This is a genomic window from Pseudoruegeria sp. SHC-113 (genome assembly GCF_025376885.1).
Taxonomy (GTDB): domain Bacteria; phylum Pseudomonadota; class Alphaproteobacteria; order Rhodobacterales; family Rhodobacteraceae; genus Pseudoruegeria.
Map to the genome: position 1 here is coordinate 1,312,661 of NZ_JAHUBR010000001.1, position 12,565 is coordinate 1,325,225.

Here is a 12,565-nt window from a genome sequence, read left to right on the forward strand (position 1 = left end):
AGGATTATTTACAAGCGCCTCAAAGTCTCTATGGTGCGCAGGTGTTTTTTAGGAGTCCGCAATGGCGCAGATCCCGGATCATCCCCACCGCTACGCGCTCACCAACGAATTGCATGCACGCCCTTTTCCGACGCTCAAGGCGCCGGGGCAGGCGGTGTTTCTGGCGATCAAGCGCGAGCATCACGCGGCGGCGCGCGACAAGGCCGACGATCTGGCCCATCTCCGTGCGCTGCTGGATCGCTACGGCGCGCCCCATCCGCAACCCGGGGCCACGCATTACTCCGGTGAGATCGGGGCGCATCGGCTGAAATGGGAGAGCCACACCGAGTTCGTGACCTACACCGTCTTCATGGAGGGCGCGGCGGAGCGGGCGTTTGATCCGGTGCAGTTTGACGTGTTTCCGGCAGAGTGGCTGGCCGCCGCGCCCGGGGTTCGGATGACATCGGCGCTTCTGCATGTGGTGGAGGAGGCCGATCCGGCTGCCATCCGCGCGCAGCTGGACCGCTGGTTCGTGGGCGAAAGCCTTGCGGTGTCGCAGGTGCTGGACGCCGCCGCCGTGATCGCGGGGGATTTTCGCATCGATCCGGCGGGGCACATGCGCTTTGCCGTCTTCCTTGCGCCGGGCACCGGGCCGCAACGCACCGGGCGCATCGTGCAGCGGCTTTGCGAGATCGAGACCTACAAGACGATGGCGATGCTCGGCTTTCGCCGGGTGCGCGAGATGCAGCCCGAGTTGGGCGCGCTGGACCGCAGGCTCACGGAGCTGGTGACGGGGCTTGATGCCAGCGAGGCGATGCCGGAGACCTCGCTGCACCGGCTGATGGAGATCTCGGCGGAAGGGGAGCGGCTCTCGGCGCGCAGCAATTTCCGGTTCGGGGCGACGGGAGCCTATGAGGCGATCGTAAACCAGCGCATCGAGGTGCTGCGCGAGACCCGCGTGGAAGGGCATCAGACTTTTGGCGAGTTCATGATGCGCCGGTTTGATCCGGCCATGCGCACCGTGACCAGCACGCGCCGGCAGATCCTGTCGCTGGCCAAACGGGCGCAGCGGGCTTCAGAGCTTCTGCGCACGCAGGTGGATGTGGCGCGCGCCGCCCAGAACCAGGCGCTGCTGGCCAGCATGGACCGGCGCGCGGATATGGCGCTGCGCCTGCAGCAGACGGTGGAAGGGCTATCAGTGGTGGCGATCAGCTACTACGCGGTGAACCTTCTGGCCTATGCGCTGGCCCCGCTGGCCAAGGGGGTGGGCATCGAGAAGGGCCTGCTCACGGCCGGGCTGGTGCCAGTTGTGGTGCTGGCTGTCTGGTGGGTGGTGCGGCGCATTCGCAAGGCGATGCATTAGCGCCGGAGCGGGGCTCGGCAGAAAAAGTTTGATTTCTGACACGGTGTCAATAAATCTGACGCTATGTCAGAAAAGCCCCGCCCAGTTCAGCCCAGTCCTGTGATCCCGATCGGGGCGCGATCTGCGCCTCTTTCCCAGTTGAGCAAAGCCGCGCAGACACGGGCGGCGATCCTGCGAGCGGCGCGCGGTTTTTTGCAGGAGCGCCCGTTCCGCGATCTCACCGTCGGTGCGCTCATGGCGGAAGCCGGGGCGAGCCGGGCGACGTTTTACCAGTATTTCGACGATCTCCACGGGCTGATGGCCACGCTTCTGGACGAGGTGAAGGGCAGTATCGTGGAGGGCGCGCAGCCGTGGCTGTCGGGGCAGGGCGCGCCCGGTGAAAACCTGCGCGCGAGCCTCGCGGCGCTTGTCTCGGTTGGGGAGGCGCAGGGCTTCATCCTGCGTGCGGTGGCGGAGGCAGCAACGCAGGACGCGCGACTGGAGGCCGTCTGGGAGGCGTTTCTCGGGGCTTTCGACGAGGTTGTCGCGGCACGGATTGAAGTGGATCAGGATGCGGGGCTGATCGCCAGTTTCGATCCCTTCCCGGTGGCGCGGGCGCTCAACCGGATGGATGCGGCCTATTTGATTGCGGCCTTCGGATCGGCAGAAAAGGAAGCGCCGGCGTCTGTGCTGGCGGCGATCGAACGGATCTGGCTCAGCACGCTGTATCCGGAGGCTGTGCCGGGAACGGCGGCAGGATCAAGCAAAGAATAACGCATTGAAATCATAGGGAGGAAAGAATGAGCTATTGGACATCAGGCGCTGTGGGCCTTGCGCTCGCGGCCGGCCTTGCAAGCGCGGCACTTGCGCAGGAGCCGCCGAAAATGGCGATGACGACGGAGATCCCCGACGGCATCACCACGCCCGACAACATCGAAACCCAGCTGGGCGATCTGAATTTCTTCGACGGTGTGCCGGATGCGGACACCACCGACAAGATCTACAATCTGCTCGATTTCCATCACGCCTACCAAGCCTATATGGACGGGGTGAAGATCGCGTCCGTTGACGCCATGCGGCGCGGGATCGAGGCTTTTGGCCCGGCCAATACGACCGTTCTGCAATTTGCGGATCTGATGGATTCCAAGGCGCTGTTCCTGACCCCGAACACCACGAGTGTCTACCAAACGGCGTGGTTGCAGCTTGGCGATGAGCCGATGGTGATGGAAACCCCGCCCAATGTGCTCGGGTTCCTCAATGACTCCTGGTTCAAATATGTTGTGGATTTCGGCAACCTCGGCCCCGACGAAGGGCAGGGCGGCAAATTCCTGATCCTGCCGCCGGGCTATGAGGGCGAGGTGGACGAGACCGGCTACACCGCTGTTGTGCCCACCAACACCTACGGCCATTGGGTGCTCTGGCGCGGCTACACGGTGGATGGCTCCACCGAGGAGGCGGTGACGGCCACGCAGGAGCGCTTCAAGCTCTACCCGCTCTCGCAGGCCGATAGCCCGCCGGAGATGACCTTCGTCAACGTCTCGGGGCAGGAGTTCAACACGATCCACGTGATGGATGAGCGGATGTTTGAGGAGATCAACACCGTGATCCAGAACGAGCCGCTGTTTGGCGAGGAGCCGGAACTTCTGGGCCATTTGGCTGCCATCGGCATCGTGAAGGGCCAGCCGTTTGAACCGGACGCGCGGATGCATGAGATCCTGAAGAAGGCGGCCTCGGCGGGGGCTGTCACGGTGAAAACCCTGATCTCCAAGCCGCGCGATGACCGCGCCTATTGGTATCCGGGCGAAAGCTACTGGCAGAACGCCTTCCCCGGCGGGGCCTACACATGGGTGCTGGACGGTGTGACGCTGCAGGATTTCCGAACCGCTTTCCACTTCTACGCCACGGGTGTGACGCCGGCGATGGCGGTGAAATCGGTGGGCAAGGGCTCGCAATATGCCTTCACCTATCGCGATTCCGACGGCAATGCGCTGGATGGCAGCAAGACCTACAAGCTGACCGTTCCGGCCAATCCGCCGGCGAAAGATTTCTGGTCCTTCACGCTCTATGACAACCAGACGCGCTCCATGCTGCAAACGGATGCGCAGTTCCCGGCCATCGGCAGCAACACCCAAGGTGTGGTGCAAAATGAAGATGGCTCGACGGATGTCTACTTCGGCCCTGTCGCACCGGAGGGCAAGGAGAGCAACTGGCTGCAAACCGTGCCGGGCAAGGGCTGGAACACGATCATGCGGCTCTACGGGCCCCTTGAGCCGTGGTTTGACGGCAGCTGGCGGCCCGGTGAGATCGAGCTGATCGAGTAATCCCCAGCAAGATCGGCTCATGGCGGGCGCAGGCTTCCTGCGCCCGCTTTCTTTTTGGTGGTTAACTGTCGATCCGGTAGGGCAGCAGGCCCCGGTTGGTGAAATCCACCCGCAGTTTGCGCTCCAGCGGCGGGACCGAGCGCTGGTGGCAATCCGGGCGCTCGCAGATCCGGCAGGAGATGCCGATAGGCTCAAACGCGGCGGCGCGGGTGGTGTCCAGATCGTCGGCATAAACGAGGCTGCCGGCGTGTTTCACCTCGCAGCCAAGGCCGATGGCGAAGCGGCGCACGGGGGCATCGAAGGAGCCGCCGGATTTGCTGATCGCGCGGGCGAGGCAGAAGTAGCGCACGCCGTCGGGGGTTTCGGCCAGCTGACGCAGGAACTGGCCGGGCGTTTCAAAGGCGCGGTGCACGTTCCAAAGCGGGCAAGCGCCGCCGAAGCGGGCGAATTGCAGCAGTGTGGCCGAGTGGCGCTTGGTGATCGTGCCGGCCTGATCCACCACAACGAAGAAGAAGGGAATGCCCTTCGCGCCGGGGCGCTGCAGGGTGGAGAGCCGGTGGCTAATCTGCTCCAGCGAGGCCCCGAACATATGGGCGAGCCGCTCCAGATCGTGACGGGTGTCGCGTGCGGCTTGCAGGAAAGCCCCATAGGGCAGCAGCGCGGCCCCGGCGAAGTAATTGGCCATGCCGATCTTGGCGATCTCGCGTGCGGTGTCGGACTGGAAACGGGCCAGATCGAGCGTGGCCTCTAGCAGGTCGTTCTGGGTGAGCAGGGCGAGTTGATGCAGCAGCTGGAAGCGGCGGGTGGGGCCGGAGGCGCGGGCCGAAAGCGTGATCGTCTGGGTGGCGGCATCGTAGCCGCGCACCGCACCTGCGTCCGTGAGGGTCACGGTGATGCCGCGCGCTTCAAGGGCTTGCCGCGCGCGCTCCTCGGGATCCTGCCGCACGCCATCGGGGCAGGCGAAGCGCTCGGCGGCGCGGTCCACGGCGTCGATGTAATTGTCGCAATAGTGGAAGAAATCGCGCACTTCTTCCCAAGGCGAGGGCTGCACGCGGGCATCTTCGCGCCCCAGCGCTTCGTCGAGCGAGGCGAGGCGTTCGTGGGTCTGGCGGTAGGCGCGGTGCAGCTCAAGGAAGGCGCGGGCGAGGGCAGGGGCGTTGGAGGCCACGAGCCGCAGATCCGCCAGCGGCGGTGCGCCATCGGCGAAAACCGGGTCAGCAATGGCCTCGCGCATGTCGGTGACGATGCGCTCCGCATCGCCCGTGGAGAGCTCGGTGACGTCAAAGCCGAACTCCTGCGCCAGTGCCAGCACCACACCCGTGGAGACAGGACGATTGTTGTTTTCCATCTGATTCAGATAGGGCAGCGAGACCCCGAGCTTCTCGGCAAAGGCCTTCTGCGTCAGCCCAAGGCGGCTGCGGGTTTCGCGCAGTTTGACACCGGCGTAGAGTTTCTGGGTGGCCATAGGCGTGCCTTTGCAGCTTTGCTTTTGCTGGTATTAGCCTTTGCAAAGCGGCCCGCGCAAGGGCTCAGGCAAGCACCTTTTGGCTGCGGCGCATAACGAACAGGATGCTGAGCACGGCCAGGACGGAGGTGATGAACATGATCCACAGCAGCGGGAAGGCACCGCTGCCCGGGCCAAGCAACGCGCCTGCCAGCGCCGAAAGCGCCGCACCGCCGCCGATCATGATCGCCCCGCCAAGGCCCGAGGCCGTGCCCGCGATATGGGGGCGCACCGAGAGCATGCCGGAGGTCGCGTTGGGCAGCACGAGCCCGTTGCCGATGCCGACGAAGGTCATGAAGCCGAAGAAGACGAGGGGCGTGGCGAAGCCCGCGTAAAAGAGCAGCAGCGAGACCCCCATGCCGGCCGCCGTGAACAGCGTGCCCCAGAGGATCATGCGGTTGATCCCGAAGCGCACCGAGTAGCGGCCCGAACAGAAATTACCCACCAAGTATCCAATGGCTGGCGCGCCGAAATAGATGCCGAGGATGGCCGGGCTCATGCCAAAGACCTCGCTGCCCACGAAAGGCGCGCCGCCGAGGTAGGCGAAGAAGCTGCCTGAGGCGAAGGCGGCGGCAAGGCTGTAGCCCCAGAAACGCGGGGAACTGAGCAATTCGGGGTATTCGGAGAACTGCTGCCGCAGCCCCATACCCTTTGCGGTGGCGGTTTCGCCCTGATCGGCGAAGGCGAGCCAGAGCATGAAGAGCCCGGCGAAGAATAGCAGCCAGAAGTTGGCCTGCCAGCCGAAGGCAGTGTCCAGCACGCCGCCGATCGCGGGGCTGACCATCGGGATGATCGACATCCCCATCGTCACGTAGCCGATCATCGAGGCGGCTTCTTCCTGCGGGACCATATCCCGCACGATCGCCCGCGAAAGCACCATGCCCGCCACCACCACGGCCTGCGCCATGCGGAAGGCGAGGAAGATCTCGGCGGTTGGGGCGAAGATGCAGCCCAGCGTGAACAGGCAGAAGAGCGCCATGCTGCCAAGGATCACCGGTCGGCGGCCGAAGTAGTCGGAAATCGGCCCCACCACGATTTGCAGGATCGCGTTCACCACCAGATACAGCGCAACCGAAAGTTGCATCAAGCGGTAGTCGGTCGCGTAATGTGCCGTCATGTTGGGCAGGGAGGGCAGGAAGATGTTCATCGACAGCGCCGGCACGCCTGCAAGCAGGATCAACGTGAAAATCGTTGGCGGTGTGCGGCGGTCCAGAAAGCGGACCGTTGGTTTGGCGGTCATGGCGGTGTGTCTATTGGGCTGTCTCTATACCCACTGCAGGTTGAGCAGGTGTTTGTCAAACGCCAATCCGGGTTGCGGGTGCGGATGAGGCAATGCTTCGCAGTTTTGCAATTTGTAAATAACGTATTGCGTAAGTTTTGCAAATATTCCCGATTTTGCTTCCGGTTTGCCCCTGCCCTGGGGTAATTTCTGCCCGAACGAACCTTGGGGGGATCCGATGAAGGACATTCTGAGCGAGCTGGAAGAGCGCCGCAGCCAGGCACGTCTTGGGGGCGGGCAGCGCCGCATCGACGCGCAGCACAAGAAGGGCAAACTGACGGCCCGCGAGCGGATCGAACTGCTGCTGGACGAGGGCTCCTTCGAGGAGTTCGACATGTTCGTCGCCCACCGCTGCACCGATTTCGGCATGGAAGCCGAACGGCCCGCAGGCGATGGCGTGGTGACCGGCTGGGGCACGATCAACGGCCGGATGGTCTATGTCTTCTCGCAGGATTTCACGGTGTTCGGCGGCTCGCTGTCTGAGACCCATGCCCAGAAGATCTGCAAGATCATGGATATGGCGATGCAGAACGGCGCGCCGGTGATCGGGCTCAACGATTCCGGCGGCGCACGCATTCAGGAGGGCGTCGCTTCGCTTGCTGGCTATGCCGAAGTGTTCCAGCGCAACATCATGGCCTCGGGCGTGGTGCCGCAGATCAGCGTCATCATGGGCCCCTGCGCCGGTGGCGCGGTCTACTCGCCCGCGATGACGGATTTCATCTTCATGGTGAAAGACACTTCCTACATGTTCGTCACCGGCCCCGATGTGGTGAAAACGGTCACCAATGAGGTCGTCACGGCGGAAGAGCTGGGCGGGGCCTCCACCCACACCCGCAAATCCTCCGTCGCCGATGGCGCGTTTGAGAATGACGTCGAGGCGCTCACCGAAGTGCGGCGGCTGGTGGATTTCCTCCCGCTGAACAACCGCGAGAAACCGCCGGTGCGCCCCTTCTTCGACGACCCGGCGCGCATCGACACCTCGCTCGACACCCTGATCCCGGAAAACCCCAACACGCCTTACGACATGAAGGAACTGATCCTGAAGGTCGCCGATGAGGGGGATTTCTACGAGATCCAGGAAGACTACGCGAAAAACATGATCACGGGGTTCATCCGCTTGGAAGGTTCGACTGTCGGGGTCGTGGCCAACCAGCCGATGGTACTGGCGGGCTGCCTGGATATTGACAGCTCTCGAAAGGCAGCCCGCTTCGTACGCTTCTGTGATGCGTTTGAAATTCCGATCCTGACGCTCGTGGACGTGCCGGGCTTCCTGCCGGGCACCAGCCAGGAATATGGCGGCGTGATCAAGCATGGCGCGAAGCTGCTCTTTGCCTATGGCGAAGCCACAGTGCCGAAAGTCACTGTGATTACCCGCAAAGCCTATGGCGGCGCCTATGACGTGATGGCCTCCAAGCACCTGCGCGGCGATTTCAACTACGCCTGGCCCACCGCCGAGATCGCGGTGATGGGTGCCAAGGGCGCAACCGAGATCCTCTATCGCTCCGAACTGGGCGAGCCCGAGAAGATCGCGGCGCGCACCAAGGATTACGAGGATCGCTTCGCCAACCCCTTCGTGGCCGCGGAAAAAGGCTTCATCGACGAGGTGATCCAGCCGCAATCCACCCGCCGCCGGGTCTCCCGCGCGTTCGCCTCGCTGCGCAATAAGCAGCTGACGAACCCGTGGAAGAAACACGACAACATCCCGCTGTAAGGGCCGCGCATGGGGGGCAACTGGCATATCCTGCGCGAGGCCGGGCAAACCACGCTCGCCCGCCGCCTGCCACCGCGTTTTGACGTGGTGGCAGAAGCCGCGCTGCCGCCGGCCCGCCACGGGCGGCTGGCGCAGCAGATCCGGCAGGATCTGTGGCGTGCGCTGCGGGATCTGCGTGGCTTCTCCCCCGTTGTGGTGGTACAGGATGTGGCAGGCGGCGTGCGGGTGCAGGCCGGGGGGCGTATTGATGCGCCCGGCTTTCCCAAGGCGCAGGCCGAGGCGCGCATCGCAGAGCTCTTGGCCTCCGCGCCGCATCGTGCAAGGTGGTTGGCACATGCCCAACCCCAGCCGAAGGAGGCGCGCGATGCCTGAAATCCTTGCCAAACATATGAGCCAGCGAAAGCTGCGCGAGCGCAGGCCCGCCCTGCGCACGGCGCTCTCCGCTCTCGCGCTGGCCGCGCTGATCGCACCTGCCGTCAGCTCAGAAGCCATCGCTGTGCCCTCGGGCCAGACGGTGACCTTCCACGACATGATCTGGGGCGAGCCCGGCCCGGCTGGTCTGACAATGCGCTTTCGCTTCATCGCGCCGCAGATCGCCGGAGAGATCGGCTATGACGAGGCGGAGCCCGATATGGCCTTCCTCTGTGAATCCTACGCCCTGCCGCGCCTCAGCGCGCAGGGGCCTTCGGTGAACCAGATTATCATTTCGCTTTCCGACCAGCCCGTGCCCTTCGGCGAGATGGCCCCGGAAGTGGTGCAATTCTTCGAGGCCTACCGCCCCGAAGGCACTGCCTGCATTTGGGAGGGCTTCTGATGCGAACTCCCTCTCAACATCTTGCGGTTGCATCGGCCTCTGCCGCCATGGGCTGGGCGTACCCGGTTCTGCATGGCTGCCATTCCAAGAATACCTATGGAACTTCCATGGCTTGCGCTATCCTGATCGCGGATCGCCGCGCAGCGCTCCGCCATTTTGCGGCCGGGAAGGGCCCCTTCGCGGGCCAGCCTTCGCGCCGTGCAATCCATAGGAGAACGCCATGTCCAAACGCTTTGCCGCCCTTTGCACCTTCGGAATGCTCAGCCTCCTTGCCGCCTGTGGCGGAGGCGAGGAAGAGGTCGTCTACGTCGAGCCGGTGCCCGTCGTGGAAGAGCCCAGCTACACGAAATACTGATCAAGCCTCGCGGCGGGGGCTGGCCTCCGCCGCGCTGTCCGCTTCTCTGCACATGGAGGGCCGGACATGCTGAAGCACCGAGGCTTCCCCGGCCGGCTCCCCGGCACCGATTTCCAGTTCACCATCCGTCGCGCGAACCCCAAGGGCGTGACCCCGCTCGTGGCGCGCCAGCGCTTCGCCGACCGCCGCCCGGCAGACCGCCGCGCCGACGAAGGCTTCATGTGGGCCCTGTGGGAGCATTTCGGCGAAGAGGAATTCGAGCGCGGCAATCTGGACGCAGGCCGGCTCTCCTGGCTCTTTGGCCGCGAGGTCGTCGCTGTTGAAGATCCCTTCGATCCCGAAAGCTACGACGCGCTTCTGCGCATCGATGTGGATGAGCTGCGCGCCAATTTCCCGGATGTCTACAACGGGACGTATTCGGCATGATGTTGCGCGGTGTTGACGGATTTGAGCGGAATTTGGCCCAGCTTGCTCCGGCGGCAGGCAAAGGCTTTGATCGGATCGGGCGTCCGTGCTCCACTCAACCTGCGGTCGGTGATCTCAGCATTACACCGCGCCGCGTAAGTCAATACCGTTACCCTTCCCCTTCTTGGTGGTCTGCAGGCGCTTGCCCGCAGGCCACCTTTTTCCATGCGCGCCCCTCGCGTGCCGCATGGGCGATCCGGCGCGCGCGCAAACGCGCCCAGCCATTCCTCTGGAAGACAAAGGCCCACCATGTTTGAAAAGATCCTGATCGCCAACCGGGGCGAAATCGCCTGCCGTGTCATCAAGACGGCCCGCAAGATGGGCATCAAGACGGTCGCCGTCTATTCCGACGCCGACAAGGCTGCGTTGCATGTGCAAATGGCCGATGAGGCGGTGCATATCGGCCCGCCCCCGGCGAACCAATCCTACATCGTGATCGACAAGATCATGGACGCGATCCGCCAGACCGGCGCGCAGGCCGTGCATCCGGGCTATGGCTTCTTGTCGGAAAACAAGCTCTTCGCCGAGGCGCTGGCCAAGGAAGGCGTGGCCTTCATCGGGCCGCCCGCAGGGGCCATCGAAGCCATGGGCGACAAGATCACCTCCAAGAAGATCGCGCAGGAGGCCGGCGTCTCCACCGTGCCGGGCTACATGGGGCTGATCGAGGATGCCGAGGAGGCGGTGAAGATCTCCAACCAGATCGGCTATCCGGTGATGATCAAGGCCTCCGCCGGGGGTGGCGGCAAGGGCATGCGGATCGCCTGGAACGACACCGAGGCGCGCGAGGGCTTCCAATCCTCCAAGAACGAGGCCGCCAACTCCTTTGGCGATGACCGTATCTTCATCGAGAAATTCGTCACCCAGCCGCGCCACATCGAGATTCAGGTGCTCTGCGATGGCCATGGCAACGGCATCTATCTGGGCGAGCGCGAATGCTCGATCCAGCGCCGCAACCAGAAAGTGGTGGAAGAGGCCCCGTCGCCCTTCCTTGATGAAGCCACCCGCAAGGCGATGGGCGAGCAGGCCGTCGCGCTGGCCAAGGCGGTGGATTACGCCTCTGCCGGCACGGTGGAATTCATCGTGGACGGGGAGAAGAACTTCTACTTCCTGGAAATGAACACCCGTTTGCAGGTGGAGCACCCCGTCACCGAGTTGATCACCGGCGTCGATCTCGTGGAGCAGATGATCCGCGTGGCCAATGGTGAGACACTGGCGATGACGCAGGACGATGTGAAGCTCACCGGCTGGGCTATCGAGAACCGCCTCTACGCGGAAGATCCCTACCGCAACTTCCTGCCCTCCATCGGCCGGCTCACCGCCTACCGCCCGCCTGCGGAAACCGAAGCCTACACGCCCGGCACCGCTGCCGGGGCTGCGGGCGACGTGGTGGTGCGCAACGATACCGGCGTCTACGAGGGCGGCGAGATCAGCATGTATTACGACCCGATGATCGCCAAGCTCTGCACCTGGGCCCCGACGCGCGACACCGCCATCGCCGCCATGCGCGTGGCGCTGGACAGCTTCGAGGTTGAGGGCATCGGCCACAACCTGCCGTTCCTCTCCGCCGTGATGGACCATGAGCGCTTTATCTCGGGCGAGATCACCACCGCCTTCATCGCCGAGGAATACCCGGAAGGCTTCGAGGGCGTCACGCTGCCCGAGGCCGATCTGAAGAAGATCGCCGCCTCTGCCGCCGCCATGTACCGCGTCGCCGAGATCCGCCGCGCCCGTATCTCGGGCCGGATGGACAACCACGAGCGCACGGTGGGCACCGACTGGGTGGTGAGCCTGCAGGGGCAGAATTTCCCGCTCACCATCGATGCGGATCCGAAGGGCTCCACCGTGACCTTCACTGACGGCACCGCGCACCGCGTGGCCTCGGACTGGACGCCGGGCGACAGCCTTGCGCATATCGATGTGGACGGCGAAGCGCTGGTGCTGAAGGTGGGCAAGATCACCTCGGGCTTCCGCATGCGCAGCCGGGGCGCGGATCTGAAAGTGAATGTGCGCACCCCGCGTCAGGCCGAACTGGCCGCGCTGATGCCGGAGAAACTGCCGCCCGACACCTCCAAGATGCTGCTCTGCCCGATGCCAGGGCTGATCGTGAAGGTCAATGTCGAGGTGGGCGACGAGGTTCAGGAAGGCCAGGCGCTCTGCACGGTGGAAGCCATGAAGATGGAAAACATCCTGCGCGCCGAGAAGAAGGCCGTCGTGTCCAAGATCAACGCCAGCGCGGGCGACAGCCTCGCCGTGGACGAAGTGATCATGGAGTTCGAATGAGCCTTGCCCTGCGCTTTCCTTACGAGCCGCGCCGGTCGCGGATTTCCTGCACGCGGTCGGGCATCTTGTCGATCGTGCGGGTGATCTCGCGCACTGTCCACGGCTGGGGTTTGCGCAAGGCAACGCGGCCATCCTTGGCGATGAGAGTCATCATGAAGCCGCGCGGGCGCAGTTTTGTGCGGATGTCGGACTTTGCGGCCGGGTCGGTGTCGGTGATCACCACCACGTCGCGCTCGGCCAGCATCGGCCATTCGGCACGCAGGTATTCCAGCTGCTGCTCAACCCGCGGATCGGCCTCGGTGTCGGCGAAAACGACAATCGGGCGCGCCACCCAGAGGAACTCGTCCAGCGTCACGTCCTTGGCGTCATACACCGCGAAGGCGGGCACCTCGGGGGTGACGGTTTCCGTGGCATCCTGCGCCCCGGCGGGCGCGTGGCTGACGAGAATGAACCCTGCCAGCGCAAGGGCGAAACACTGCTTCATGCGGCCTCCTGTTGGTCAGGATATATGCGCT

Annotated in this window: 12 protein-coding genes; 9 read left to right on the top strand and 3 right to left on the bottom strand. The window is 64.2% G+C overall.

All coding sequences use genetic code 11. The features are described 5' to 3' along the window. Positions 1-61: 61 nt before the first annotated feature. The 3 genes from KVX96_RS06485 (at position 62) to KVX96_RS06495 (ending at position 3,642) form a co-directional block, all read left to right on the top strand. Positions 62-1,342 carry a DUF3422 family protein gene (locus KVX96_RS06485; RefSeq protein ID WP_261193509.1) on the top strand — a complete coding sequence of 427 codons (1,281 nt, stop codon included), beginning with the start codon at positions 62-64 and terminating at the stop codon, positions 1,340-1,342. Between the two features lie 138 nt (positions 1,343-1,480). Then, on the top strand, positions 1,481-2,095 hold the full coding sequence (locus KVX96_RS06490) for a TetR/AcrR family transcriptional regulator (RefSeq protein WP_261193510.1): 615 nt from the start codon (positions 1,481-1,483) through the stop codon (positions 2,093-2,095). A gap of 26 nt (positions 2,096-2,121) precedes the next feature. Continuing rightward, a complete protein-coding gene (locus tag KVX96_RS06495) occupies positions 2,122-3,642 on the top strand; it encodes a DUF1254 domain-containing protein (RefSeq protein ID WP_261193511.1) in 1,521 nt (506 codons plus the stop codon). Between the two features lie 61 nt (positions 3,643-3,703). On the opposite strand, the gene KVX96_RS06500 is transcribed toward KVX96_RS06495, so the two are convergent. Together KVX96_RS06500 and KVX96_RS06505 are read right to left on the bottom strand one after the other, a co-directional pair. Then, positions 3,704-5,107 carry a short-chain fatty acyl-CoA regulator family protein gene (locus tag KVX96_RS06500; RefSeq protein WP_261193512.1) on the bottom strand — a complete coding sequence of 468 codons (1,404 nt, stop codon included), beginning with the start codon at positions 5,105-5,107 and terminating at the stop codon, positions 3,704-3,706. Positions 5,108-5,171: 64 nt separating this feature from the next. Next, on the bottom strand, positions 5,172-6,386 hold the full coding sequence (locus KVX96_RS06505) for a multidrug effflux MFS transporter (protein ID WP_261193513.1): 1,215 nt from the start codon (positions 6,384-6,386) through the stop codon (positions 5,172-5,174). 217 nt (positions 6,387-6,603) lie between these two features. Between KVX96_RS06505 and KVX96_RS06510 the strand changes: the two genes are divergently transcribed. The 6 genes from KVX96_RS06510 (at position 6,604) to KVX96_RS06535 (ending at position 12,050) form a co-directional block, all read left to right on the top strand. Then, on the top strand, positions 6,604-8,136 hold the full coding sequence (locus tag KVX96_RS06510) for an acyl-CoA carboxylase subunit beta (protein ID WP_261193514.1): 1,533 nt from the start codon (positions 6,604-6,606) through the stop codon (positions 8,134-8,136). Positions 8,137-8,145: 9 nt separating this feature from the next. Then, positions 8,146-8,508, top strand: a complete 363-nt coding sequence (locus KVX96_RS06515; RefSeq protein ID WP_261193515.1) for a hypothetical protein — start codon at positions 8,146-8,148, stop codon at positions 8,506-8,508. Further along, entirely contained in the window at positions 8,501-8,950 is a 450-nt protein-coding gene (locus tag KVX96_RS06520) for a DUF6497 family protein (protein ID WP_261193516.1), read from the top strand. Before KVX96_RS06515 ends, KVX96_RS06520 begins: the two co-directional genes overlap by 8 nt. 220 nt (positions 8,951-9,170) lie before the next feature. Beyond that, entirely contained in the window at positions 9,171-9,305 is a 135-nt protein-coding gene (locus KVX96_RS06525) for a hypothetical protein (RefSeq protein WP_261193517.1), read from the top strand. Positions 9,306-9,371: 66 nt separating this feature from the next. Next, the gene (locus KVX96_RS06530; protein ID WP_261193518.1) at positions 9,372-9,731 is read left to right on the top strand and encodes a hypothetical protein; all 360 of its coding nucleotides are present in this window, start codon (positions 9,372-9,374) and stop codon (positions 9,729-9,731) included. Positions 9,732-10,019: 288 nt separating this feature from the next. Further along, positions 10,020-12,050 carry an acetyl/propionyl/methylcrotonyl-CoA carboxylase subunit alpha gene (locus KVX96_RS06535; protein ID WP_261193519.1) on the top strand — a complete coding sequence of 677 codons (2,031 nt, stop codon included), beginning with the start codon at positions 10,020-10,022 and terminating at the stop codon, positions 12,048-12,050. 19 nt (positions 12,051-12,069) lie between these two features. Here KVX96_RS06535 and KVX96_RS06540 read toward each other — a convergent pair whose 3' ends face one another. Beyond that, on the bottom strand, positions 12,070-12,534 hold the full coding sequence (locus tag KVX96_RS06540; protein WP_261193520.1) for a DUF4174 domain-containing protein: 465 nt from the start codon (positions 12,532-12,534) through the stop codon (positions 12,070-12,072). Positions 12,535-12,565: the final 31 nt, after the last annotated feature.